Annotated in this window: 35 protein-coding genes and 1 pseudogene; 24 read left to right on the top strand and 12 right to left on the bottom strand. The window is 33.8% G+C overall.

The features are described from left to right. Positions 1-110 precede the first annotated feature (110 nt). Complete coding sequence (locus AC07WY_RS02450; RefSeq protein ID WP_494735654.1) at positions 111-1,130, top strand: tyrosine-type recombinase/integrase; 1,020 nt, start codon at positions 111-113, stop codon at positions 1,128-1,130. On the opposite strand, the gene AC07WY_RS02445 is transcribed toward AC07WY_RS02450, so the two are convergent. The 11 genes from AC07WY_RS02445 to AC07WY_RS02395 form a co-directional block, all read right to left on the bottom strand. Continuing rightward, positions 1,127-1,414 carry a DNA-binding protein gene (locus AC07WY_RS02445; protein ID WP_105712708.1) on the bottom strand — a complete coding sequence of 96 codons (288 nt, stop codon included), beginning with the start codon at positions 1,412-1,414 and terminating at the stop codon, positions 1,127-1,129. The two genes, AC07WY_RS02450 and AC07WY_RS02445, sit on opposite strands and share 4 nt — an antisense overlap. After that, positions 1,415-1,723, bottom strand: a complete 309-nt coding sequence (locus AC07WY_RS02440; RefSeq protein ID WP_262780117.1) for a hypothetical protein — start codon at positions 1,721-1,723, stop codon at positions 1,415-1,417. A gap of 11 nt (positions 1,724-1,734) precedes the next feature. After that, positions 1,735-2,001 carry a hypothetical protein gene (locus AC07WY_RS02435; protein ID WP_262780119.1) on the bottom strand — a complete coding sequence of 89 codons (267 nt, stop codon included), beginning with the start codon at positions 1,999-2,001 and terminating at the stop codon, positions 1,735-1,737. Continuing rightward, the gene (locus tag AC07WY_RS02430) at positions 1,998-3,218 is read right to left on the bottom strand and encodes a hypothetical protein (RefSeq protein WP_494735653.1); all 1,221 of its coding nucleotides are present in this window, start codon (positions 3,216-3,218) and stop codon (positions 1,998-2,000) included. Before AC07WY_RS02430 ends, AC07WY_RS02435 begins: the two co-directional genes overlap by 4 nt. Before the next feature lie 12 nt (positions 3,219-3,230). Continuing rightward, positions 3,231-4,013: a hypothetical protein gene (locus AC07WY_RS02425; protein WP_494735652.1), complete on the bottom strand. Its 783-nt coding sequence runs from the start codon at positions 4,011-4,013 to the stop codon at positions 3,231-3,233. A gap of 2 nt (positions 4,014-4,015) precedes the next feature. Next, entirely contained in the window at positions 4,016-4,318 is a 303-nt protein-coding gene (locus AC07WY_RS02420; protein WP_494735651.1) for a hypothetical protein, read from the bottom strand. Continuing rightward, positions 4,318-4,785, bottom strand: a complete 468-nt coding sequence (locus AC07WY_RS02415; protein ID WP_494735650.1) for a hypothetical protein — start codon at positions 4,783-4,785, stop codon at positions 4,318-4,320. Before AC07WY_RS02415 ends, AC07WY_RS02420 begins: the two co-directional genes overlap by 1 nt. Before the next feature lie 210 nt (positions 4,786-4,995). Continuing rightward, positions 4,996-5,322 carry a hypothetical protein gene (locus tag AC07WY_RS02410; protein ID WP_494735649.1) on the bottom strand — a complete coding sequence of 109 codons (327 nt, stop codon included), beginning with the start codon at positions 5,320-5,322 and terminating at the stop codon, positions 4,996-4,998. Positions 5,323-5,402: 80 nt separating this feature from the next. Beyond that, positions 5,403-6,338 (bottom strand): sensor domain-containing diguanylate cyclase, encoded by a 936-nt coding sequence (locus AC07WY_RS02405; protein WP_494735648.1) that lies wholly within the window; start codon positions 6,336-6,338, stop codon positions 5,403-5,405. A gap of 45 nt (positions 6,339-6,383) precedes the next feature. Then, entirely contained in the window at positions 6,384-6,686 is a 303-nt protein-coding gene (locus AC07WY_RS02400; RefSeq protein ID WP_154130047.1) for a hypothetical protein, read from the bottom strand. A 32-nt stretch (positions 6,687-6,718) separates the two neighbouring features. After that, positions 6,719-7,441, bottom strand: coding sequence for a S24 family peptidase (locus tag AC07WY_RS02395; protein WP_494735647.1), 723 nt, complete (start codon positions 7,439-7,441; stop codon positions 6,719-6,721). Positions 7,442-7,543: 102 nt separating this feature from the next. On the opposite strand from AC07WY_RS02395, the gene AC07WY_RS02390 reads away from it, so the two are divergent. The 17 genes and pseudogenes from AC07WY_RS02390 (at position 7,544) to AC07WY_RS02310 (ending at position 17,423) form a co-directional block, all read left to right on the top strand. Next, complete coding sequence (locus tag AC07WY_RS02390) at positions 7,544-7,738, top strand: hypothetical protein (protein WP_494735646.1); 195 nt, start codon at positions 7,544-7,546, stop codon at positions 7,736-7,738. A gap of 61 nt (positions 7,739-7,799) precedes the next feature. Next, entirely contained in the window at positions 7,800-8,297 is a 498-nt protein-coding gene (locus tag AC07WY_RS02385; RefSeq protein WP_016539718.1) for a phage regulatory CII family protein, read from the top strand. Between the two features lie 47 nt (positions 8,298-8,344). Then, a complete protein-coding gene (locus tag AC07WY_RS02380) occupies positions 8,345-8,710 on the top strand; it encodes a hypothetical protein (protein WP_494735645.1) in 366 nt (121 codons plus the stop codon). Continuing rightward, the gene (locus tag AC07WY_RS02375; protein ID WP_209827025.1) at positions 8,707-9,003 is read left to right on the top strand and encodes a hypothetical protein; all 297 of its coding nucleotides are present in this window, start codon (positions 8,707-8,709) and stop codon (positions 9,001-9,003) included. Before AC07WY_RS02380 ends, AC07WY_RS02375 begins: the two co-directional genes overlap by 4 nt. Next, positions 9,000-9,920: a helix-turn-helix domain-containing protein gene (locus tag AC07WY_RS02370; protein ID WP_494735644.1), complete on the top strand. Its 921-nt coding sequence runs from the start codon at positions 9,000-9,002 to the stop codon at positions 9,918-9,920. Before AC07WY_RS02375 ends, AC07WY_RS02370 begins: the two co-directional genes overlap by 4 nt. Then, positions 9,921-10,331, top strand: a complete 411-nt coding sequence (locus AC07WY_RS02365; protein WP_494735643.1) for a DUF559 domain-containing protein — start codon at positions 9,921-9,923, stop codon at positions 10,329-10,331. 1 nt (position 10,332) lies between these two features. Beyond that, positions 10,333-11,022, top strand: coding sequence for a DnaJ-like cysteine-rich domain-containing protein (locus AC07WY_RS02360; protein WP_494735642.1), 690 nt, complete (start codon positions 10,333-10,335; stop codon positions 11,020-11,022). A gap of 91 nt (positions 11,023-11,113) precedes the next feature. After that, positions 11,114-11,365: a hypothetical protein gene (locus AC07WY_RS02355; RefSeq protein WP_327858622.1), complete on the top strand. Its 252-nt coding sequence runs from the start codon at positions 11,114-11,116 to the stop codon at positions 11,363-11,365. A 109-nt stretch (positions 11,366-11,474) separates the two neighbouring features. Then, positions 11,475-11,711, top strand: a complete 237-nt coding sequence (locus AC07WY_RS02350) for a hypothetical protein (RefSeq protein WP_004720029.1) — start codon at positions 11,475-11,477, stop codon at positions 11,709-11,711. A 102-nt stretch (positions 11,712-11,813) separates the two neighbouring features. Further along, the gene (locus tag AC07WY_RS02345; protein WP_004720038.1) at positions 11,814-11,984 is read left to right on the top strand and encodes a YlxR family protein; all 171 of its coding nucleotides are present in this window, start codon (positions 11,814-11,816) and stop codon (positions 11,982-11,984) included. A gap of 141 nt (positions 11,985-12,125) precedes the next feature. Continuing rightward, complete coding sequence (locus AC07WY_RS02340) at positions 12,126-12,359, top strand: hypothetical protein (RefSeq protein WP_353159777.1); 234 nt, start codon at positions 12,126-12,128, stop codon at positions 12,357-12,359. A 904-nt stretch (positions 12,360-13,263) separates the two neighbouring features. Next, a complete protein-coding gene (locus AC07WY_RS02335) occupies positions 13,264-13,524 on the top strand; it encodes a hypothetical protein (RefSeq protein ID WP_353159774.1) in 261 nt (86 codons plus the stop codon). A 911-nt stretch (positions 13,525-14,435) separates the two neighbouring features. Beyond that, positions 14,436-15,428 (top strand): hypothetical protein, encoded by a 993-nt coding sequence (locus AC07WY_RS02330; protein WP_353159771.1) that lies wholly within the window; start codon positions 14,436-14,438, stop codon positions 15,426-15,428. 323 nt (positions 15,429-15,751) lie between these two features. Next, complete coding sequence (locus AC07WY_RS02325) at positions 15,752-16,036, top strand: hypothetical protein (RefSeq protein ID WP_353159768.1); 285 nt, start codon at positions 15,752-15,754, stop codon at positions 16,034-16,036. An 11-nt stretch (positions 16,037-16,047) separates the two neighbouring features. Beyond that, positions 16,048-16,242 (top strand): acyl-CoA thioesterase, encoded by a 195-nt coding sequence (locus tag AC07WY_RS02320; RefSeq protein ID WP_327858625.1) that lies wholly within the window; start codon positions 16,048-16,050, stop codon positions 16,240-16,242. Positions 16,243-16,843: 601 nt separating this feature from the next. Continuing rightward, a pseudogene (locus tag AC07WY_RS02315) lies at positions 16,844-17,046 on the top strand (hypothetical protein); the annotation flags it as partial. Positions 17,047-17,186: 140 nt separating this feature from the next. Next, positions 17,187-17,423, top strand: coding sequence for a hypothetical protein (locus AC07WY_RS02310; RefSeq protein WP_004720058.1), 237 nt, complete (start codon positions 17,187-17,189; stop codon positions 17,421-17,423). A 330-nt stretch (positions 17,424-17,753) separates the two neighbouring features. On the opposite strand, the gene AC07WY_RS02305 is transcribed toward AC07WY_RS02310, so the two are convergent. Further along, positions 17,754-17,945, bottom strand: a complete 192-nt coding sequence (locus AC07WY_RS02305; RefSeq protein WP_303576921.1) for a hypothetical protein — start codon at positions 17,943-17,945, stop codon at positions 17,754-17,756. Between the two features lie 328 nt (positions 17,946-18,273). On the opposite strand from AC07WY_RS02305, the gene AC07WY_RS02300 reads away from it, so the two are divergent. From AC07WY_RS02300 to AC07WY_RS02275, 6 genes are all read left to right on the top strand, one after another. Continuing rightward, positions 18,274-18,594 carry a GrlR family regulatory protein gene (locus AC07WY_RS02300; protein ID WP_004720061.1) on the top strand — a complete coding sequence of 107 codons (321 nt, stop codon included), beginning with the start codon at positions 18,274-18,276 and terminating at the stop codon, positions 18,592-18,594. 568 nt (positions 18,595-19,162) lie between these two features. Next, positions 19,163-19,804: a putative metallopeptidase gene (locus AC07WY_RS02295; RefSeq protein ID WP_004720062.1), complete on the top strand. Its 642-nt coding sequence runs from the start codon at positions 19,163-19,165 to the stop codon at positions 19,802-19,804. A 58-nt stretch (positions 19,805-19,862) separates the two neighbouring features. Then, entirely contained in the window at positions 19,863-20,384 is a 522-nt protein-coding gene (locus tag AC07WY_RS02290) for a DUF2280 domain-containing protein (RefSeq protein WP_494735641.1), read from the top strand. Next, a complete protein-coding gene (locus tag AC07WY_RS02285) occupies positions 20,344-21,639 on the top strand; it encodes a terminase large subunit domain-containing protein (protein ID WP_494735640.1) in 1,296 nt (431 codons plus the stop codon). The genes AC07WY_RS02290 and AC07WY_RS02285 overlap by 41 nt, the downstream gene beginning before the upstream one ends. Beyond that, positions 21,636-23,105 (top strand): DUF4055 domain-containing protein, encoded by a 1,470-nt coding sequence (locus tag AC07WY_RS02280; RefSeq protein WP_494735639.1) that lies wholly within the window; start codon positions 21,636-21,638, stop codon positions 23,103-23,105. Before AC07WY_RS02285 ends, AC07WY_RS02280 begins: the two co-directional genes overlap by 4 nt. Next, complete coding sequence (locus AC07WY_RS02275; RefSeq protein WP_494735638.1) at positions 23,071-24,180, top strand: phage head morphogenesis protein; 1,110 nt, start codon at positions 23,071-23,073, stop codon at positions 24,178-24,180. The genes AC07WY_RS02280 and AC07WY_RS02275 overlap by 35 nt, the downstream gene beginning before the upstream one ends. The last annotated feature ends 26 nt before the right edge of the window (positions 24,181-24,206 follow it).

Here is a 24,206-nt window from a genome sequence, read left to right as displayed (position 1 = left end):
TTAAGTCACTATATCTCTTATATAATCTGCATGAAATAACCTGTATTTTCTTCCTTTTTCCCATAAAATTGATAAAATAAAATGAAATCTACACCAAATCTGCACCAACAATGAAACTACCAAAACCTATACAACGTGGATCAAGTTGGCGTATTACTGTAACTTTTGATAATAAGAGATACTCAGCAACTAGAGATACTGCAAAAGAATGTGAACAATGGGCATCCCTTAAATTACTTGAACTTAAAACAGGGAAGGCTAATTTTGAACAAGGAATAAAACCAGCTTATCCATTTCGACTATTATGTAATAAATATTATGAAGAACATGGTCGCCATATGCGATCGGCTCGTACTATAAACTTTAAATTAAAAAACTTAGACCATATCGCACCAAACCTTGCAGACAAGTCAATTTATGACTTTAGGCCAGCCGACATTGCAGAATGGCGTAATAATAGAAAGAAAGAAGTTAAGGTGGCTACCTTAAGAAATGAGCATGCAATATATTCAGCAGTTTTTACATATGCAATGAAAGAGTTGTTTTTGCTTGAGTCTAACGTTTGGCACTCAGTATCAATGCCTAGCAAAGAAAAATCACGAAATCAGAGAATTACTCCTGAACATCAAGATACTTTACTAAAAGTGATGGAGTGGGATGGTTCAACCACGCCAATTAATTCTAGACAGTATGTCGCATGGGCTTTTTTATTTGCACTTGAAACTGCAATGAGGCAGGGTGAAATATTGGCGATGCACAGGGAAGACCTAAGAGATGGTTTTATTCATCTACCGATGACTAAAAATGGTGAATCTCGTAACGTGCCCCTTTCTAAGGAAGCAAAGCGCTTGCTCTTATTGCTTCCTCCAGAAAATGATAAATTATTACCGATTGATAAGAATATATTTTGTGCCATGTGGATGAGGGTTAAGAAAAAAGCAAAGCTGCCTGAAATTAACTTTCATGATTCTCGACATGAGGCAATCACAAGGATGGTTAAGGTTCGTAAATTACCAGTTGAGGTTTTGGCAAAAATTACAGGACATAAGACAATCGGGATATTAATCAATACTTATTACAATCCAGATGCACAGGATTTAGTCGAGATGTTTAATGACAGTGAGAGCTAATTAGCTCTCGGTCTGCCTCTTTTTTTATTTTTAGTGGTGAGTAGATCATGGGCTAATCGTGGATTATACAAGGCCTTTCCAGGGGTACCTTGATCTATTGAGATAAGCCGTTCTCTAATTGTTGTGGATGATAGATTATATTTTTCGGCAAGTTGTGCTGCAGAGACTAATTCAACATCCACTTCCTTCAACTCTTTAACAATCCCGCCACCAATATTTTGACCAAGCATTACCTGCGGAGGGGTATCACTTTCGACAGTGATAATGTATTTAATAGCACCCATTTAACCTTCCTCCTTTTCTTCTTGCTTAATCCGTTCACCCGATTTAATTTCCTCATCTGTTGGCATTTCTTTAAGAAACACAGTAACTGGACCATTTCTGAAATCAATTGAGGTCATTTGGCCATCTAATTGATTACGCTCTTTAGAGGTTAGGTTTCTCCATTTTGCTATAGTCCATTCTCCCTTAAGTAAACCAATAGGCATATCTCTACACAGTGAACCAACGCTATAACCTTGATCCTCAACCCATCTTCTTGCAGCATGCAGAGCAGCAAAGTCACCAGTTTGATTAAATGTTTTTTCAGTCATGACTTTGCTCCTCAACAAGCTTTTCTTTTTTTGTAAGCAATTCCAGCAGCCATTTTTTGCGTTAAATCAATCATTACTTTTTCTGCTCGCTTAACATCTGCATGGCTACCTAAATAACTCGCTATTGCATTACCAGAAATACAATATCCAAATCTAAGCGCCAAAATTGGATTAGTCTTTTTTAGCTCTTCATAAATCGGATAGATCAACTTTAAAAATACTTGTTCAGCAATTTCTTCTGATGTACCTTCAAGTTCGAACTCAGGAATTTTGATCATGATTGCACCGCCATTGAACTTGAATTCTCAAGCTCCAATCGACGTTTACGAACCAGCCCCATTAATTTCGGTTGAATGTCTGGATGACGGGTTGCAACATCAATTTCTAAAATATCCAAGGCTGTTAAATCAGGTGCATTTTGGATCTGAACCACTAATGATGGTGGTTGTTCAGGAAGTGGAGCGGTCGCACCTAATTCACTCAATCTTTTATTAATTGCATCCATCAATGGCTTACGCTGTTCTTCAGTCCAATTGACCGTATATTTATACAAGGCATTAGCTTCAGCAGGTAATTTTGATTTTTGAGCACGTTCTAATAGTTCTTTTAACAGATTGTCATATTGATTATCCTGAATATTCTTTAATGCAGTCGCTTGAAACTCAGCAAGTTTAGAACATTTTGCAAGATTAATTTCTGAGAGCTGTTCTTCGCTAAAACCTTGATCATTCACATCGTGTAGCGTGGTTTTAATTTCTTCCTCTGAAACACATGCATTAATGCCATCTAGATAAATTTGATGATCAATGTAACTTTGTTTTGGTGCATATTGCTCAGGATCGATCTCTATCAACTTATTCTCAGTCAATTTGCATAGATGTTGAGTATGTTCACGCTCAAGATGACCATTAGCAAAAAACACTGGACGTAATAAAAGAACAGCTTCTGTAGTCGTACAGTTTGCAATTTTCGCTGCAAATTTATCAATTATTAAGGCAGGATCTGTTTCAATTTCTGGGGTATCTTCAGTTTTAAAAGCTTCTTTAGTTTTACGAGGAGCTTTAGATTTTTTAGGCTTTTCACTGAAACCGTCTTTAATTTCAATCTCAGTAATCATATTGCCAAACGTTTTACCAAACGCCTGAAGCTGCAGTTGTGCATTTTCAGCATCTAATTGAGCAAATCCATTTGCCACACTCAAACATATATCACCATGTTCTGGGTCGTATTTAGTACGCAAGATACATGTTGGCATCACAATAAAAATTTCTTGGCCATTCTCCAGATCGTGTGGTTCTACTGGCTTAGTAAATTGAATATCTGCCAAAGTTAACGATTCACGTTTGATACAGAACTCATAACCAGGTAAAGCAAAGATCGTAGCAGGGAATTGATTTAAGTCATCAAAGTCCATCAATTCGCCAACAGCGCGGCACATAATATTTTTACCAGCCATGAGTGCTGAAAATGCTTCATTACTATTTAATAAATTCATTTTTTATTTACCTCAGTGCTGCATTTGATTTTGTTGTTGAACTTGGTTTATCGGTGGCGCTTCATTCCATCCCATTTGATCTGCTCGAGCACGGCAGGCTTTTGATATACCTGACTCGTATTGAGTGCCTTTGAATGTGTTAATTGCTTTATCAAGGGTTTGAGGATTTTTAGCATCTTTTATAGCTAGAAGTGCATCGTTATAACGCTGAGCTAATGGCTTTTGTTGCTGGCCACTAGCTTGGTTATTTTGATTGCGATTCGGTTGTTGAGCCTGTCTTGAGTTTTGCTGATTATTTTGATTTTGAGAGGGCTGTTGTTTTTGCTCATTGTAATGTGCTGCAGCCATTTCTTGATATTTCCAATCATCCCAAATACCTGAGAAAATATCACCGGCAAAACCAATAAAACTAAGCGCCTTAACCATTGCATCTGTGACTGATTTTTTAGGGGCGTCCTCGTCGTATATCATTTTTCCTGTACTGGTTTTATACATGGCCATTGTTCCGCCCATATGTTCCACTGAACACTTTTTACCTTCTTGCATATACCAAACGCGGACTGTCGCATAATGCATCATTGTTTCGGCATTACATTGCTGAAAACCTTGTTGAACTATTTCAATTCCCCAACCTTGGCCACAAGGGCCAAAAGTCTCGGTAGCTCGTTGAACTAACCAATACGGTTGAGGTGATGAGCCTTTATAAGATTTACCTGTAATCGGCTTAACTTTCTTTGGATCTGTGATGCTTAAAGAATTCCAAAGATCCATGTTTGAATTATTTGAATTTGTCATGATTATGCTCCAGACCAGCCCATACGCTTTTTATATGCGCGACGTTCATAAGAGGGGATATTTGAATTTTGAAGCCCAATAGCCAATGCTTTACGCTTTTGAAATTTACGCTCACGTTCAAAATTAAGGCTAATCCAAGGTTTCTCTAAGTGTTCAGCGAATTCGATAAGAAACAAATAGCCTGATTTGCTAACCCGGTAAATTTCGCCATTTTTCTGTAAATATTCAGATGAATAAATACGCATGCGAAATTCGCCGTTTTCATCGCTTATAAATTCTGATTTTTTAGGAGTAGATGTATTCATTAGATTGCCTCCACTAATTTATTACGTTCTATATATCCGACAATAATTTGATTAATCATTCGGTGATCGTTGTAATCAGTGAAGTCGTTATATTCCTTGCCGTTAATGTCGTGGATCTCATCAATTGCTAAGTTGGTGATATCAACTGCAGTAAATTCGGAACCAGGAACTCCGTAGTTATCGGGATGAGTTTCAAAATCAAAGCTAACTTTAAGTAAGAAGCTATCAAGTTTAACAACGGCCATGCCAGATGAATTAGAAGTGACTTTTAGTGCTTGAATGCTATATGAAGAAGGGGCAGTGTTAGGAACAGCTACTGCAGGTTTGTATTCAGTGGCTTTTTGATCATATGTAAGACCGATAACGCCTACTGTGAATAAACCACTAATTGCAGCTACTTTAATAAAGCTGGATGGCTGTACACGATGTGTAACAATGGGATTGATTGAATTTGGTTTTGTGTTCATAATTCACCTGTTGTAAGGAAAAGCACATTTGATTTCGAGGTCGGATGTGCTTTTTTGTTATTTGATGAAATTAAGTTTAGTAAACTAAACAAAATTGGTCAATAGGTTTGTTTATAAAAATAAACTTTTATTATTTATGTTTATACTTCTGTACTTTATAGACAAAAGAAAACCCACACAGGGTGGGTTTTCTTTTTTTAGAATTTTGTATTAGCAATCAATATTGTATCTAGCTTTATATGAATCTATTGTTTTTTGAAGATCCGTACTTGTATTGAGATCTTTTGGATCAGCCAGCTTTAAATAAATTGGAAGGTATTCATGTTCGTAGGTAACAGGGAAATCCTCGCAAATAACTTTTTTGCGTTCTTCTAATGGGGTAGAGGGACCTGCTAGCGTTGCAAGATACATAGTCATTTTTAAATCAACTTCTTGAAATTTTTCAATAAGGTGTTCGCGTTCAGGTGATATTTGTTCTGAATTATCGCAACCAAATATAGAAAGAGTTAACAAACATATAAATGATACAGTTTCCATAATGTAGGTTCTTCTTAGGTTTTTGAGCAAAAGAAATCTCATGCTGAGTGGGAGGTGAAGTTTACTAAAGTGGTTGAATCTTATTTTTTGATCATGCGTTTATTTTCATACATTTTTTCATCAGCTTCTTGAACCGCTTCTAATAAACTAAAAGAAGGATTTCGAATTGCGAAGCCAACAGCGATGCTGATATTAGCATTTGCAAAAATTTCTTGAATTCTATCAAATAAAAGCTCTGCTCCCTCTTTTGTATTTTCAATGCTGAGGATTGCAAATTCATCACCACCTATCCGAGCCACAATATCATTATTACGGACGCAAATTTTTAATAGATTTGCTGTCTTTTTTATTAATTCATCTCCAATAAAATGTCCAAATTGATCATTTACAATTTTTAAATTATTTAGATCAATCATAAAAATAGCAGCAGGATGACCGTAACTTTTACATCTGGCTTCTTCTTGTGCGAGAAGTTGATCCCATCCTCTACGATTAAATAATCCCGTTAAAGAATCACTTAAAGCTACGGCTTCAAAAAACTCTTTTTGACGTTTCTGTTCATTTTCCCGTAATTCAACTTGCAAAATATAGCTTAGAATTTTACCAAAAAGATTAATTAATTCTTCTTCCTGTAGTAGTGATTCGGATTGAGGATTGGGATCAATAGCACAAAGAGTACCAAATAAAGTTCCATCTTCTTTTATAAGTGGTTGACCTATATAAGCTTTAATATCAATTTTTTTGGCTATTGGCGCATTTAAGTATAAGGGGATTTTTTCTGAATGAGGAGCTATTTTAGGAGCTTTTCCTAAAACCATATGAGAGCAAAATGAATCCGCCCATGAGAAAACTTGTCCTGGTATAACATTATAGCCTTTATCTTCACATTGAAGGACGATCCAATTATCTCCTTCTGTACGAGTGATCATCCATAAATTGAATCCAAATTTTTGAGATAAAAATTTTAAAACAGTTTGTCCAGCCTCTTCAAAGTTTTTAAATATTATATCTTTCATATTGTGGGCCTATTTCATTGTTTAAATTAAAAATTATTATAGTACTTAATCGTTTGAATATTTTTCCAAAAACTCATCTATCCATCCTTGTGCTAATTCAAGATTGGTTATATCGGTTAATTTTAAATTAGTTTCTTCAGCCTCGTTAAACCCTTGAATAATGGCTTCAAAGATATTTGCTTCACTAATGATCTCATTTGCAATTTCAGAAGAATCGTAGCTTTGTTTGGCTTTTTTAAAAGAAGCTATTTGTTTATCAATTCCAGTACCAACTTTAGCTAAAGCTAATTTAAATTCTTGACGATTTATTGTTAGCGCAGTTTTAGACTTATTAAGTGTTGCTATCATAATACTTTCTCTCTTAAAGATTTTAGTTGTATTTATGGTTTTACCAGAGCTAGCTCTAGACGCCCAACAAAGTTGATCTCATTCAACTGTTCATTTGTAATAAACTCATCGGGATATCTATTTTTATCAGGATTATCACTTGTTAGCTTAACTGTTTTTGAACCCGCATAACTTACAAAAATTCGTTTCATGCGTAATTCATGATTATGAGTGAAAACGTAAACACTTCCATTTTTTAATGCATCAGGATCTTTATCAGAAATATCAACAAATAAAGGGCTATCAGGTGCAATGGTTGGATACATACTATATTCAGCTGAATAAATAATACGCAAATTAACTGGGTTGGTCTGAATACCCATTAGTTTTAATATCTGCGGATCTATTTCAAGGTACTCACTAGCATCCTCTAAAAAGTTTTGAATTCCTGTGCCGCATGAAGCTTTAACATCTTTGTATATTGGAATACGTACGTTCGTTAGGCGACCTTTTGTATTTGCACTTATAAATTCAACTGGTGCGAAATGAATACTTTCTGAGTCTCTAATCTCAGGGGAAGTGCCATTTAACAACCACTCAGATGTAGTCCCTAAAACTTGAGCTAACTGAACTAATCGGTTACCAGTTGGATTGTTCACACCACTAATCCAATTGGTAACAGTTCCCTTGCTTGCTCCAGTCGCAGCAACTAAATCTTTATGCTGTAGACCAAGTTGGCGCATTCGTGAAGAAATTCTATCAGACGTGGTTTGCATAATTGATAAACCTAATATTTGTTTAAAATACTAAACAATAAAATTGACATGTTCCTAAACTTATAGTTCAATTAAATAAACAAATTGTTCTGGAAACTAAACATGACTGTTGATGATCTTAAAAATCACTTTCAGGCTAAAAACGATGCTGAACTTGCTCGAATCCTTAATAAAGATAGATCCGTAATAAGTTATTGGCGAAAAAAAATCCCTCTTAAAACTCAAGCTGTATTTGAAATTAAAACCAATGGAGAGTTGATTGCTGATCGCAAAGGATTAAATAGCATGAGCTCTTAATAAGCCTAATTTCTTACTAAAGTACGAAAAGGTAAACGTGAATAAATTTAAGGATTCACATATGGAAATTAATTTAAGCCGAGAAGCCCAAAACGCAATTTGGCAGATGATAAGTAATACACCGGGATTTACGCCTAAAGATATTGCGCAGGTACTTGGGGATTCACATAACACAATTTGCAATTACGCAAATATCAATATGCCGAACCATTTACCCAGTATTAAAAAATTAGAAGCAATTCTTTATTACACCCAAAACCCAGCGCTTTTAAAAATTTGGGCGCATGAACTTGGCTTTGCTTTAGTTCCTGTGACATGTGACCGCAGTAAGCATCATGAATTGTCGATTTTTGAGGCAATGATGCAGCACAACATTAAGTCAGGAAAGACCAACAAAGCTGTATATGAAGCGTATGAGGATGGTGTAGTAACACCACAAGAATATGAAGAGATCCATCAATTGACATTGCATCTAATTGAATTGGCGACAGCTGTAGATCAAGCAGCTTTAAAACAAATGAAGAGATATACGTCAGGCCCTGAAAAAGAAAAAGCCTGAGGCTCATATCCCAGGCTTTCCTATATCCATAACGAGGTGGAATGAATATGAGTTCAAATTTAGCACAAATTTCACTCATTTTAAAGAAGAAGCCTGATGTATCAGATCAGGCTTCCTGTAATTCACCGCGTACCCAATACACCCTAAACGACTTTTCGGAGTATCGAATGGACATCAATCTAGCACAAGAAAAAGAGCCAGGCAAATACATGAATGGCGATGTGGTTGTGTATATGAATCACATCAAAATAAAAGACTTACAAACGGTAGAGGCGTATCAACCGAACAATCACTACTGGTTAGAAAGCGGTAAGTTGGTAAAGCAAGCTGATATACGTACAGCCACTTTGCCAGAGCTATTTCATAAACGCCGTTTAGATGAAATCGAGCAATCGATTGCGGAGGTTTCATGAATAGCCATTTTCAAATTAAACCTGAGCATAAGCAGACTCAGGAAATCCAATCATTTTATGAACCAACTTTGCTTTTGTTGGACCACATTCATGACATCAAAAAAGGCAATTTAAGAATGCGTGGTTACAACGAAGATAATGCTGCTGTAACCAAGGAAGAATTGGCCCAAAAGATGGCTTATCGATTCAAGATCACGATTTGGTTATCACATCAGGTTATTACGAGCTTGATCAAAGCTGAACAGGTCATTTCATTTGGTGGGTACGTAAAGCCTAAGGTCGGTGAATTATGAGCTTAGATGCAACCGTATGGGCTTGGAAAACAACTGTAGATGGTGCTAGTCAAAAGCTAGTACTTCTATCACTTGCTGATCGAGCTGGGGATGACCATAAGTGCTTCCCAAGTTTAAAACGATTAGAGAAAGACACCACTTTAAATCGAAAAACGATTATCAAAGTTTTAGACGAACTTGAGCTTAAAAAGTTGATTAAATTTACAGGTGAAATTAAAGGAAATGGCGTAAAAGTCTATCAATTAATTGGTGTATTTGGACGTGAAGATAGTTCAGATACCAATACCAAAAAGGGGACTAGTACCAATAATGACACTAGTGTTGATTTAGGCATTGGTTCCAAAATCGGTACTAGTACCAATAATGGAACTGGAACCAGTACCGATATTGGTACCGAGACCAGTACCAATTTTGGGACACAGAACCTCCCAAGGAATCTCTCATTAGAATCTAAAAATAAAAAAGATTGGCTTTGTTTGAAAAAACTTCGTTCTGAATTAGATCAAGCCAATCCCACGGTAGTACCGAAATCGATTATCGAAGCAAGTTGGTTTGAACGCGAGAAAAAAGCATTTGAGCTTTTCAATGCTGGAAATAATCTTTGTGATGATCTTTTGATTTATCACTTCGCTGACACACTTTTGAAAAACCGCCACAAATACGACAAAGCACATAATGGAAAATCCACTAGTGAATCTGATTTAGTATTTTTCTCATCACCTCAACAGATTTACGTATTTGCAAACAAGCTTGCTCAACTTCCAGATGTGATCGATAAATTTAGTATGCCTGGTGAATCTTTTGAAAAACTAGCAAGCCGCATTGCTGCAAAACTCTCAGATCCAAATGAACTCCAAAACTGGAAATCACATCTGCAGGCTGTTGGATTTAAACCTAAGGGTAGAGGTGCTGCTTAAGTGGAAAGCATCTCAATTGCAGAATATCAAAAACTTTGCGGTGGTAGATCCAAAAAGAAAACTAACTTGAAAAGCAGTACTCGAGTTAAAACTCATCGAGGTGAAAGTATCGGTGAGTCATTGCTAGCAACACAACTTAAAGTGCTCAGAATCGAGTTTGAGAGAGAATTTAAATTCCATCAAAAACGAAAATGGCGAGCCGATTTTCATATTGTTGGTAAACGGATTTTGGTTGAGGTTGAAGGCGGTGTTTGGAGCGGTGGACGTCATACAAGGGGTAAGGGTTATATAGGTGACATGGAGAAATACAATGCTGCTGTGGTAATGGGATATCAGGTATTACGGTTTAGTACAGAGCAAGTGAAGTCAGGTTTAGCGGTTCAACAGATAGAGACAATGGTGGGGGAGTAAAATGACAGCCACAGCAAACTTTGAAAAACATAGAGATATGATGATCGTTCATGATTTACGTCGTTTGCTATTTAAGCCTAGTACGTCACGAGTTGATTTTACTCTTCTTGATTTAGCACAAAAAACGATGGATGGCTTTAAAGATGGAGTGGGGGGACCATCAGTTTATGGAAGTAAAGTAAACAGCGCTGCTTTAATGATGCAAAATATGGCTACAGAAGAATATGCACTAATATGGGCTTTAGTAAGATCGATCAGTCCAACAGATCGCCACTTTGCTTTATTGCATAACCTACTTACTAGTGAGATCCGTTTAAAGTTTCAAGCTGATAGTTTTCAAACAAAAAAAATAACTACAAAAGACGCGGCAAAAGGAGTAGCACGTTCTGCATTAGTTCAATTTTTATTTAAACGTGGAGTGTGTACTAAATGTAATGGTAAAGGTTTTATATTTTCTAAAGTTGAAAAGAAACACATCGAATGCAGCAAATGTGAAGGTAGAAAGGAAAACTCATACAACCAGTCTGAGCGTTATAGAATTTCAGGTATGAATATAGATCGTAAAGCGTACATTAGAACCTATGATAAATATGAGAAATATGCATTAGAGATATTAGGAGAGTGGCGAATTAATCTAGATAGCCATTTAAGAGGGTACTTTTTCAAAGTTGCAGAAGAATTTGATTTGTGAGAGAACAGATGTAAAAATAGGAATTCATTTATTAGAATCTGGTCGTATTAGGATTATCCAAGACCAATTTGTTCATTAAAAGAGTTTATTCATGATTTATATTAGTACTTTAAAAGAAGAAGATGGAAGTTTTAGTTTTTATCGTATGCCAATACCAGTTGATATTCTTAAATTTGAGTCTATGAGTGGCATGGTTTCTTTGCAATTAAATAAAGGTGAGGAAATTTTTACAGTTTATCACGATGATTATTTAAGTCCTGACGATGTAAAACAATTGGTAAATGATTGGGGGAATTGTGATGTACAAAGCCTTTCTATGGTTTTAATTGATGGATTAGATTAAATTAATTAATATTGTCTATTTTATTAGCTCATCGAAAGGTGAGCTTTTTTTATTAAAACAATTCTGTAAGGTTTAGGTGCTAAGATACCATTGAAGAATAGGAAAACACATGAACATTTGTATTGGTGGTCCTTGGCATGGAAGTAAGTTGCTGGGGAATGTAAGTCATGAGAAGTTTTTCAAAATTAAAGGTTCTACATCAAATTCAATTACAACCTATTTAAAAAAAATAGTTAAGTTTAAGAACGAAGAGTATGTATTTTGGGTCTCTGATGAGTTATTAGATATGCAAGCTGATGAAATAATTAGAGGTTATTTAGTTAAAAAATTTCATACAAGCATCTGAAATTCTAGAAGATATAAAACGGGCTAATTTATTTTAATAACAATTTTATAGTGGAACATGATCACGAAACATTCTAATTTTGTACTTTAAAAGGAGTTGATTATGAAAAATATCTTAATCGTAGTTATGATGTTTAGTGGCTTAAGTCTTACGGCTTGCGCTGTACATACTCCTGAAGGAAGCATCGTTGTAGATCCTGATGGGCGTTACAATGGTGGGCATGGAAATGGTAAATTCTGTCCTCCTGGTCAAGCGAAGAAAAACAATTGCTAGAACATTTAAATATATTATAAAAAATAAAAGATGCTTTAGGGCGTCTTTTATAAGTTTTAATACATGCATAAGTTAAAATGTATTAATTTGCTCAAATTAATACTTAAATGTGTTTAGTGTCACAATTTAAGGATGCTAAGTATGCAATATAAAAATAAACTGTTTATTGTTGATAACGATGGCAATGAACATGATATTTCTAAATTTGAAATAGGGAGCAATGGCGAAATATTAGTGAAAGATCCAGGTATAATTATTGAAAAAGGCTTTAAGATAATTACAAAAAAGAAGGGGGTTTGTTCTCAAATATTTTTAGTCAATCAAGTGACTAAAATTTATAATGAATTAATCGTAATTAATGTTAAAGAGTTTTAGGTAAAAATATTAAATCAATAAATTTATATTGCATTACAAAAATAATGAGCGTATATTTTTTTGCATACACATAGTAAAACCAATTCAATTTCCAAACCCATATTTCTAATCATATGGGTTTTTTTTATTTAGTAAAATATATTAATTCAATAACTTGTGGAAAAACATCTAAATTCTAAAATAAGCTCTAATGCATTTTAAAAATAATTTTACATAAGAAAAAAACTAATAAATTTCATATGTTGTACAAATTTTAAGAACTTTAATTTTGTTACACCCACTTACAGCATATACAAAAAGTAGCTAAAGTGCTTTAGAAGACAACAAAATTGAATGGTATCTTAAAAATTATCATATATACATATTAGAGGTGAGTTATGAAAATATTAACCTTATTAAGTATAGGGATAATTAGTAGTTGTTTTTACAAAACCTTTAAAGCTAAAAGCTTAAAATCCACAGAGTTGGATTTTGATAAATACGTTGAAAATATTATTCTTAAAGGTTTTTAGATTATTAAATTTGTACGAGTGTGGGTAAAAATAAAGTTTTATATTTTATTTTTCTCATTAATTTTATGATCTTACAATGCTGTTACATCTTTTAGGAATATTCCATCTGGAGTATGGATTTATAAAAAATCATGGATATCTATAAGCTTATCAAAAGATATGCTTTTTAGTGAGTATATGGATGTGATTCAATACATTAAATGTTTCATTGGCTTACACAGAGTATTTGATACTCACTATTGTAAAGATGGTGAATTAACAGTCTGTCGTCATTGCCTTAAAGTTGTTAGTAACTAGTCTGACAAGTTCTAAAATAAAGCTAATTTTTTAAAATACTTAAAATTATTAGCCTTATTTTAGACTACTTAAAATTACTCAAATGAGAACATGTAATGTTAAATACAGCTATAGAAGAATCGAAAAATATTTCTAAAGAAACCCGATATAGTTCAATAGAGCAACTTAAAATTTTCTTGAAATCACAAGTTCTCAAAAAAGCGGATTTGGGTGAAATTTCAGTGAGTGAAAATATTTCTAAAGAGATCAATCAACATCAAATCAAAGTATTAAGTGAAGAATTTAAGCAATCAGGATACAAAGTTAAAATTTCATTAACAAGTGATGAGACGATATTTTCTATTTTTTGGGATTAATTTTGATAGTTCAGCTCCCTTGATATAATTAAGGTTGCATAGTCCCAAAATTAAATGTATATTTTTCATAGTGGTCATATTATATTTATCTGACACCTAACAAATTTACCTTTTAATATACCCATTGAGTCTAATCATCGGGTATTTTTTTATCTTAAATTTATGTATTGTAATGAAACTCATTATCATTTATTGTATTTAATCTCAATCTAAGCTATATAGATTGTGAATTTGTTGACAGCCCGGAAAGACGGGCACTTATTAAAATTTAACCCAGACCCCTTAATCATTTTTAATTTTTCTTCAATAACTTAAGTAAGTGTAATTAGGATAAATGTTGCTTCTCGTGTATAATGTGTAAACAATTATTAGATAAGGTAGTAAAGTTATGTACTACTCTATGAATGCAATGTTTTTCTTCGCTATATTTCTTATTCTTACATTATTGATGTATCTATTTGGTGGTTTAAACTCAGGTTTAGTATTCTATAGATAGCTTTTGTAACCTAAATTAAAGCTCACTTTTCGGTGAGCTTTTTGCATTATAGAACTACCAATAAAAACATGTATCATAAGGCTGTGAAAAAAACGAAAATGCATGAGAGAAACATGAAATCACTAACTTAAAGCTGATATTTTATAAGCAATTTAAAACAATATACTTAACTTTTATTTTTTAAAAAACATCGTAATTTCAATTGTATAGAATCATATTTTCTCATTTATATTTACTTAAATACAAATGGGTATTGAAATTTTTCTATGTTGCTTATACTTTTAAAACTAGAAAAGTAAATAATTATTTGATTTATATGCAATTAAAATATTTTTAAAATTGAAGTATTTACATATATTCTTGTTAATTATTTATTCAAGACGAGACAAGATCAAAATTATTAAAAGGTAAAAAGATGAAAAGTATATTAAGTGGCTTACTGTTAGCATTTATGTCTAATCAGATTTATGCGGCTGTAACATGTGGTACGTCAACATCAACACTTCCCAATTTAAATAGTATTTATAAATCAGGCGAGTTTAGAATTTTCTACTCATCAAATTCAAGTAATGCTGATTACATACCAAATCAAACTGATCTTAATAATAATGGTATTCCTGACTATGTTGAAAATGTAGCAATACAAGCTAATGCGACAACGGAAGCTTTAACGAGTCTTGGATTTGTTCATCCTTTAAATAGTGATCGATACGCTGGTGCTGCAGAATACATTGATATTCATTTAACAGCTCTATCAGGCAATGGAATAGCTTATGAAAATCCTTCTATATTCGTAAATAAGCAAACCAAGGAAGGTAAATGTGCTTTAAATATATACATTCGAAATAATATCGAGAGTTTCCCAGGAAATTATTGGACTACAGTAACACATGAAATTTTTCATCTTTACCAGTATGGATATAATCAATTTAAAGGTAGTTGGTATCTTGAGGGAATGACAAATTGGGCTGAAAGAGTTTTACGTTTGGGTACACAAGGGGGAGATGGTTTGACCCAATTGCCTGATGATCAAGATTCTCTAACAGCAAATGTTTATAATGTGGCTTATAATCAAATGTGGCACAGATTAGCTGTGCTTTCAGATAAAACTAATGGTCAACTAAATCTCTCACCGAATCTGGTAAATAGAACTTACATAGATGGCACTAAGGTGTTTAAGGATGACAAGTTAAAAGGTTATTTGTTTATTAAGAAAACATTGGAAAATTTAAAAATTAAATCGGATCAGATTTCTATTCAAAATGGTTGGAATCCTCATAATTGGAATGAGAATGATCAGTCTAATCTTTCTAATCGACCATACATGCTAAAAGCGATTCAAGATTCAATGTTGCAATTTGGGATGAATCAAACAACAGAAGAACAAAAATTTTTACTTTTGCAGTAAAAATAGGATTTTCAAAATTTTTAAAATTTAAAACTCACTTTTCTGTGAGTTTTTTATGTTTTAGATCAGTCAATAAAAAATGGTGTTTGACTCCTGATGCTCTTGCCCAAGCTGAGAAGCTGGCAAAGCAGAATTAAAATTGTTGTTTTATAAAGGCGCTTAAGTGTTTTATTAATTTCCAATTTTTATTTTTTCATAATGATTATTAATTACAATTACAAAAAAGGCTGCGGGATTGTTGGTTTTTTGATCTTTATTGTTAAAACTATGTAAATAAACTATGTAATATATAACCGTGAGCTCCAATATCAGCGATTAAAAAAATGTCAAACGGCTTTGAATTACACGTATTAACGCAAATTTATGATTTTGTGAACGAAAGAGCTAATTTTTCTAAAAAATCAGAATTGGATCAAATTTTGGATTACTTTGCTACTTTGAACAAAGGTAGTGATTCAGATTTTAAATTTGTTTCACCATACAAAATATATGGAAATTTTGGAGAACATGAGTTCATTAATATTAGACAAGCACCTAATTTCAAAGATAAGAATAGATTTTTATCTTGGTTAAACATTCAGTTCAATCATCAACAAGAAATTTTGTAGGTAGGTTATAAGTGCCTAATAGACGAAAACGAATTAAAAGTGGCACTGATTGGTCAAGTGATCAAGATTGCTTACTTATAGAAAAAGCAAATTTCAGTATGGAAGATCTATTGGAAATGTTGCCATATTCGGAAGATGAAATTAATGCCCGGAAAAAAGAATTGGGAATTTTAAAAATTATAGAGTCAGTTGAAAAGACAAGATAACGTTGTGCTTGTATTTAACTAATATTTCAAGAACAAGAAAGACTCAATTTAATGTAAGCTTTATATGCCCACGAACTCCAATAAGTGGGTATTTTTTTTGCAAAAATAGCATTTATATCTTGTAGTTAAGTCCGCCTAGTAGTATCTTTCCCATGTGATCGAATAACATCTTATTTAGTCATTCGGTTTTTAATCGATCATTCGTTTTGTGTTTGGACGAGAAGCCCACCGTAAGGTGGGTTTTTATTATCGATATCCCTTCATATGTTAGACTCCTATCGATTAATAGGAAAACACATGAATATTTGCATCGGTGGCGAGCTAAACGGTCAAGTTGTAGAGAAAAGTCCAAATGATTACTTTCAGCAGTCAATCGTAATCTGTAAAAAGACATACAAGTTTTGGTTCTCTGATAAAGTAAGTTTTCATGATGCTTTTGTCGAGGCTGAGAAGCTGGCAAGGCAGGTTTGAAATAAATGGCGCGTAGGCGTCTTTTTTTATACCCTATAAAACAAATGTTATATTTAATTGTCTAATATTGTTATCTTCAAATTTAAAAAATGAATATTAAAGATATGGAAAAACTAATATTGGGTGGACCCCCTGGTCAGGTGGACGAAAAGGTAAACTTAAAAACACGGGGTGGGTATGGATCGATATGATCATGCAAAGGAGATGGGGCATAATGTAATAAGAATAGAATCAGCCAATAGATATAAGATTGATGAACTTGGTCCATTGCAAATTGAAACTACTCTTACTTCTCAGTGGCTTACGAATCTAAAGAGACACAGATTAAATTGAGAAAAGCATGATTTTTTAAAAGATATATGTCAATTTTTAAAAAATTATATAATGTTACGTATTTCATTAAGATAGAATTTATTGAGCATTGTAGATTTAGATATTTAAAGGATAATTATGTTTTCTTCCATGGTTTTTACATGCCAATCGTTAATGTTAAAAAGCTTGATAATATTCTTAGTAAATTGATTGAAACTAAAAGAATTCCAAAAATAATTTTAATTGGTTATAAATCATATAGTGAGCTTATGAAAGACCGTAAATTTTTTGAAGATGTAGTCGGTTCATCAATGAAACCCAGCAAAAGAACTTATAAAAATATCAAAATAAAAGTCACCCAAGATGACAATCAACTTGAAGTTAGATGTTTTTCTTGAATTTTTGAAAACTCTATTAACATAAAATTAAAATGGGTTTGCTTATTTTTCAAATTGAGAGCAATAATAGATCAAAATATTGTATTAGTATCGTACTCTAATGAATAAGAATAAATTGTTAGTGGTTCTGATTGCTGTATTAATCGTTAGTATCTTTTTACTAGGTTTTACTGTTTTTAAGATTTCTCAAGAAAAAAATAAAAATAACCTTTTAAAACTTGTTAGTGATGCTAAAAATTCTTTAGTCGATATAGTTAAATAGAGTTACTATGTTTATATGTATTTAAATAATGAAAAAACCATATAAATGGTTTTTTCAAAATTATTAAGCTATTTAGTGATTAAATCTTTTTTTTCTTGATTTGGTTTTTGTTCCTGTGGCTCTTTATTAGGAGCCTTTTCATCATCTTTAGCTGGATTTTGAGGCTGATCACTTGAGTTTGAATTAAATTTGCTTCCATTAGCAAAGGTAGAGTACTGATTGAAAGAAGATTTTTTAGCAGAGTTTCTATTTACTAACATGATTTTCTCGATTTCTCATGCCGAATATTCGACTTAACTAGATTGACATATAATAGATAGTTACATTGATGCTATATCAGAGTGTCTATGTAGATAAGTGTGAAGTTTAGATTTATTTATCTCATTTATGTTTCACGAATTTTTTTAGATATTTTTATAGTTTGATGAAATATAAGATTAATTTAAGTATCTTTTTAAAAATTTAAAATATATGTTGTATTTTTATGTTATTTTTTATTGATGGTTTTAATTTTGTATTACATTTAAGAATAATTATTTGGTTAAAATAATAGTACTGAATTTTCAGTAGATGAATAAAGAGTACGAAATGAAAAATGGCATTTATTCGTTAATTTTTAAGAGTGAAGGGAAAGATTTTGGAAACGGAATTTTAGTTGTTGAGGATGAGCGTGCTTTAGGAGGGGATTTAATATATGTATATAAAGGTGAAGTTGAAGGAAATACATTAGTTTTAGAATTAACTCAACACAATCAACATGCTCATTCAATTTTTGGAAACTTAAACGCATTAAAAGTAAACTTAAATTTATATTCAGAATCAAATGGTTATATTCTTAAAGGAAATGTTGAAAATTTACAGACTGTACCATTGATTGTTGATGCTAAGTTTATTGGGGATTTAAGTTAATTATTATTATGTTACTGATATAACTAAAATTATTGTTTCTTTATGTTAGGTGCGGAATGCTGAAACAAAATACACAGAATGAAGGAATTTCGTTCTGTGTATTAAATAGCTCAATAGTAATTAAGGATAATTTCAAAAATATCATGGTTTTATCTTCGAGTTTGTGAGGTCGGTTTTCCATTGTTTATCGTACTATGTCTTGGAAAGGGTGTGTTTAGATTAGGTTGATCAAAATGATCTCTATCATCAACAGAAGATTCTACTATTGGCGAATCTTTATTGTGAGGAGTGGGATCAAAATTTGTTCTATTAATCTCCTGATCAGTTGGTTTTTTTGGACCTCTGAAATTGTTACTTGATTTTAACATTTTATTCACGCTAATTTTAATAGTGAATAATAATTGTATTCTTGTTTTATCGTTACATTGATATATTTTTAAGACTATTTAGTTGGTTTGTGTTTTCTTTATTTTGGTTGGTTTTATAGTTTATTTTATTAAAATAATTTTAGTTTTTAATTTCTTCAATAATACATTTTAAATAACATTATTTTTATTTAGGAAATTCAATGGAGCAGATCAGACCATTTCCACCAACTGAGCTAATTGATCAAGCAGATGAAGAAGAAGCAATACGATTATCACCTGCAGCAGATCTTAAAGAATGGGTGGTAAACAACTTTCTAACGCTTGGTGGTGCATTATATAACCCTGACCATGATCACATAGCAGAGCTATTACACGACGATGAAACCTTTTTAGCTTTAGCTTGGGCGTCATCTGCCGCCGTTGCTAAAAAGAGAATGGTATTAGGTCAATGTGAAAAAGTTATGTTTAACCAAGGTGGATGGCGCAAAGCTCGGCAAGAGCAGCAAATGCGCGACTGGTTTGGATTTGTTCCTGTTTATCTCATCACTATTGATGCAAGCTTTTGTGAACGTGCGAACGATCGTGAATTCTGTGCTTTGATTGAGCATGAGCTTTACCATATCGGTGTAGAACGTGATGAGGATGGAGAAATACTCTATAGCGATCATACAGGCTTACCTAAGCACTATTTAGCTGGCCATGATGTAGAGGAATTTATCGGGGTGGTCAAACGCTGGGGAGCAAGCGAGAACGTCAAGCGATTGGTTGAGGTAGCTCAAAACCCGCCGTTTGTATCAGATTTTAATGTATCTGCGTGTTGTGGAACTTGTGTGATCAATTGAGCCTCTTGGCTCTTTTTTTTGCCTATTTACCCTTACGTAGTCTTACGAAGGGGTGGTTATGGCAACACTTAAAGAGCCTGTGAAAATATTTATAGTTCAGTCTCTTGCTTGCTTTGAAACCCCTCAACAAGTTGTAGATGCTGTAAGAGAAGAATTTGGTATTGAAATTGAACGGCAGCAAGTTGCCTCATATGATCCAACAAAAGCAACATGTAGAGGAATGAGTAAAAAGCTTAAGACACTTTTTGAACATACCCGCGAACATTTCAAGAAAAATATATATGACATTCCATTAGCCAATAAAGCGGTACGCCTTAATGAACTCCAAAAGATGTATGTCGATTGGAAGAATAATAAAGTAAAAAAACAAAGCATCATTAAACAGGTTAAGGATGAAATGCATGGTTATGAAATTCAATTATTAGATGAGCAGCTTAAACAGCTTGAAATAGAAAGAATTAAAAACGGAGATGGTAAAGGCGCTGATGATCCTACACCAGTAAAAGTAACTATTCAGGTTGTTGATGCGAGTAAAGAAAATGCCGAACATAAATCCGACACTGAATGTACCTCAGGCTAATTTTCTACAGCTCAAAAATAAGTTTCGTGCATTTGTCGCAGGATTTGGATCTGGTAAAACTTGGGTGGGATGTTCGAGTCTTTGTGATAAGTCTTGGGAATTTCCGAAAGTACCTTTGGGCTACTTTGCACCAACTTATCCCCAGATACGAGATATTTTCTTTCCTACCATAGATGAAGTTGCTTTTGACTGGGGCCTTAAGACCAAGATTTATGAGTCAAATAAGGAAGTTGATATTTACTATGGTCGCCAATACAGAAGTACAGTTATTTGCCGTTCAATGGAAAAACCTCAAACAATTGTTGGTTTTAAAATTGGTCATGGGTTAATTGATGAACTTGATGTCATGCCTACGCTTAAAGCACAACAAGCATGGCGTAAAATCATTGCTCGAATGCGTTATAAGCAAGCGGGTTTAATCAATGGCATTGATGTGGCCACCACACCTGAGGGATTTAAATTTACACATGAACAGTTTGTAAAAGAGGCTAACTCAACACCTCAGAAACGAGCATTTTACGGAATGATTCAGGCTTCAACCTACGATAATGAAGCAAATTTACCTGATGATTATATTTCTTCGTTATTCGAGTCCTATCCACCTCAGCTCATTTCTGCATATTTAAAAGGGCAGTTCGTAAACTTAACTAGTGGCGCTGTATATCCTGATTTTGATCGAAAATTAAATCATACCAATGAAGAGATTAGACCTAATGAGTCTTTACTCATTGGTATGGACTTTAACGTTTTGAAAATGGCTGCAGTTGTTTATGTCATACGTGATGGTAAGCCCCTAGCATTGGACGAGATGGTTGGAGTGAGAGATACACCCACAATGGCAACATTACTTATTGAGCGCTTTCCATTTCATGAAATGACAGTAATTCCTGATGCAGCAGGGCAATCTACATCATCTAAAAATAGCAGTGAGTCAGATCACCAAATATTACGAGATAAGGGTTTTAGGATTGAGGTGGATGGAATAAACCCTGCAATTAAAGATCGGATTAACGCAGTAAATGCTCTGATTCTTAATGCAGAGGGTGAGCGAACACTTAAAGTAAATACCAACAAATGCCCACGTTTTACAGAAACGCTAGAACAGCAAATTTATGATGATTTTGGAATGCCGGATAAAAAATCAGGTTTAGATCATGTGGGAGATGCTGGTGGTTATCCATTGGCAAAGCGATTCCCGATTATAAAACCTGTAACCAGCCTTAAAGACATTTCTATTTTTGGACGAAGAAAATGACAGGAATAACATCACTGCACACAGAATATAGTGCAAATATTAATGCTTGGACAAAAGTGGATGATGTTTGTATAGGGCAGACTGCAGTTAAAGCTAAAGGAAAACGTTATTTACCTGTTCCACAAACTTTTGAAGAAGATGACAGATACACAGAGTATTTGGATCGAGCTGTATTTTATGGTGTAACTGGTCGAACTCTGAAAAGCAACATTGGTTTAGCTTTTAATAAGCTTCCTGATTTCAAACGACCTGAAGAATTAGAGTATTTAGATCGTAATGCCGATGGATCTGGGCGTTCGATTTTCCAAACATCACAATATATGTTGAGTTTAATCCTCAAGCATTATCGTTGTGGTGTGTATGTTGATTATCCAGAAGTAGCTCCCAGTCGTAACCGGGAGGAAGATAAACAAAAGAATGCATTTCCAATGATTCATATCCTAAAAGCAGCCTCAGTTGAAGATTGGGACCATATTATTTTGGGCAATCAGAAAAAGCTTTCTTTCGTAAAGATTCTTGAAACTGTCTCTACACGCACTGCCGACGGTTTTGGCCGTGACGTTAAGAAACAATATAGATTTTTAAGACTGGATGAAGGTGAGAATGGGCATACTTATACTGTTCAAATTTATAAGCAGAATGATAAAGGCGAATGGGTGGAAGATAAAAAATATACCCCTACAGATTATCATGGCAAAGCCTGGTCATATATTCCATTCACATTTTGTGGAGCTGTAGATAATACAGATGAAATTGATAACGCACCTCTGCTTGAACTCGCAGATTTAAACCTTGCTCATTACCGGAACAGCGCTGATGTTGAAGAGTCAGGTTTTGTTGTTGGCCAACCCATTATTTCAATGCCAGATGTGACTCATGAGCAATACGAAATTGCAAAGAATGAAGGTTTAACTGTGGGTTCGCGCCGTGGCTTCCCAACCAAAATTGAAATTGTACAAGCAGAAAGTAATAACTTGGCCAAACAATTGATGACAGACAAATGGGGGCAAATGAAAGAAATGGGTGCTCGCCTAATTGAAGTGGGATCTGCTAATAAGACTGCAACTCAGGCCGATAATGAGGATTCTATTCAGCATTCTGTCGTCTCTTTGGCAGTATCAAACATTAGTGAAGCACTTCAAATGGCTTTACGTTGGTGCGCGAAATTTGCATTGCCTAACCATGACATAAAACCAGATGAATTAACTTATGTGATTTCTCAAGATTTCAATAAGCAGAAATACAGCGTAGAACGTTCAAAACTGATTTTAGAGATGGTGCAAGGTGAGTTAATACCACCAGAAGTTCTTTATCAATATGAGCAAACTGGAACGTTCTCAGATGCTAAATGGGAAGATATCGAGAAAAAGATAGATGAATATCGGATGAGCAAGCCATTAGGTGGTTATCTGCCATATCAAGGTGTAGATGATGAAAGATCAAATGATCCAACAAGCAATACTTGATGCCTTAAATCAACACAACTCATATCTTCAACGACTTTCTTCAGCATCAGTTAATGAAATTTTAAAAACGTTTGATGGTTTATCTATCGAGATGTTAAATAAGCTTCAAAATTTGCTAATCGATCTAAACGAAGTTGAAAAGACGATTTTGGCAAGTGGTAAATACACGACCTCTTCATTGAAAGATATCTTAGGAATTTTGATGAATTGGCAGCAATCAATTTCTGTCGTGCTTCCTGAGATATTTACTGCTTCAGCAATTGCTTTAGCAGTTCATGAGGCGGGATTTATTTATGCTTTAGCTGAAAAGAAGCAACCTAAATTAGAAGGTGACAAGCTTTTTAATAAGTTTAGGAAAGTTCCTTATGCTGAAGGTCAGCTGATCGATCTGATTTTTCCAAATATTGCTGAGGATGTCCGTAAAAAGGTTGAATATGTTATTCGTGATGGTATTTACCAGGGACAAACGAGTCAGAAAATTGTTCAACGGATCAAGGGGACTAAAAAGATAAATTACTCAGATGGTTTATTAAATCAGACCCGTAATGCGATAGATGCCGAAGTTAGAACTGCAAGATCACATGTCAGTAATATTTCATATCTGGATACTTGGAAAGCATTAGGCTTTAACTACACAAAAGATGTGGCAACATTGGATGGGCGTACAAGTTTAGGCTGTGCTGCCAAAGATGGACGCATACAACAAATAGGGGAAGGTCATCAGAAACCACCATATCACCGCCGTTGTCGAACTATTCAAGTAGGTTGTGATAAAGATGGTGATTTAGCTGGTATACGTCCTTTCGTTTCAGATAAGAGAGCTGTCAAAAATATCCCTAAAGATCAACGTGAAAGAAAGATAGGTCAGGTGGATGCGAATCTAACGTATAAAGAATGGTTTGCGCGTCAGGATGAATCTTTTCAAAAAGAATGGTTAGGTCCATCGAAATACAAACTCTATTCAGAAGGTGGATTTTCAGTTGATAAATTTGTTGATCCATTAAGTGGAAAGGCATTCACGCTTAAGGAATTGAGAAAAAATGATATCAAAACTCTTAATGATTTAAGTTTGTAATTACAATTTGTAAAACTATTTAAAAC

Source organism: Acinetobacter sp. GW821-FHT01C12 (assembly GCF_059422625.1).
This window is presented reverse-complemented; position numbering and strand designations above follow the sequence as displayed.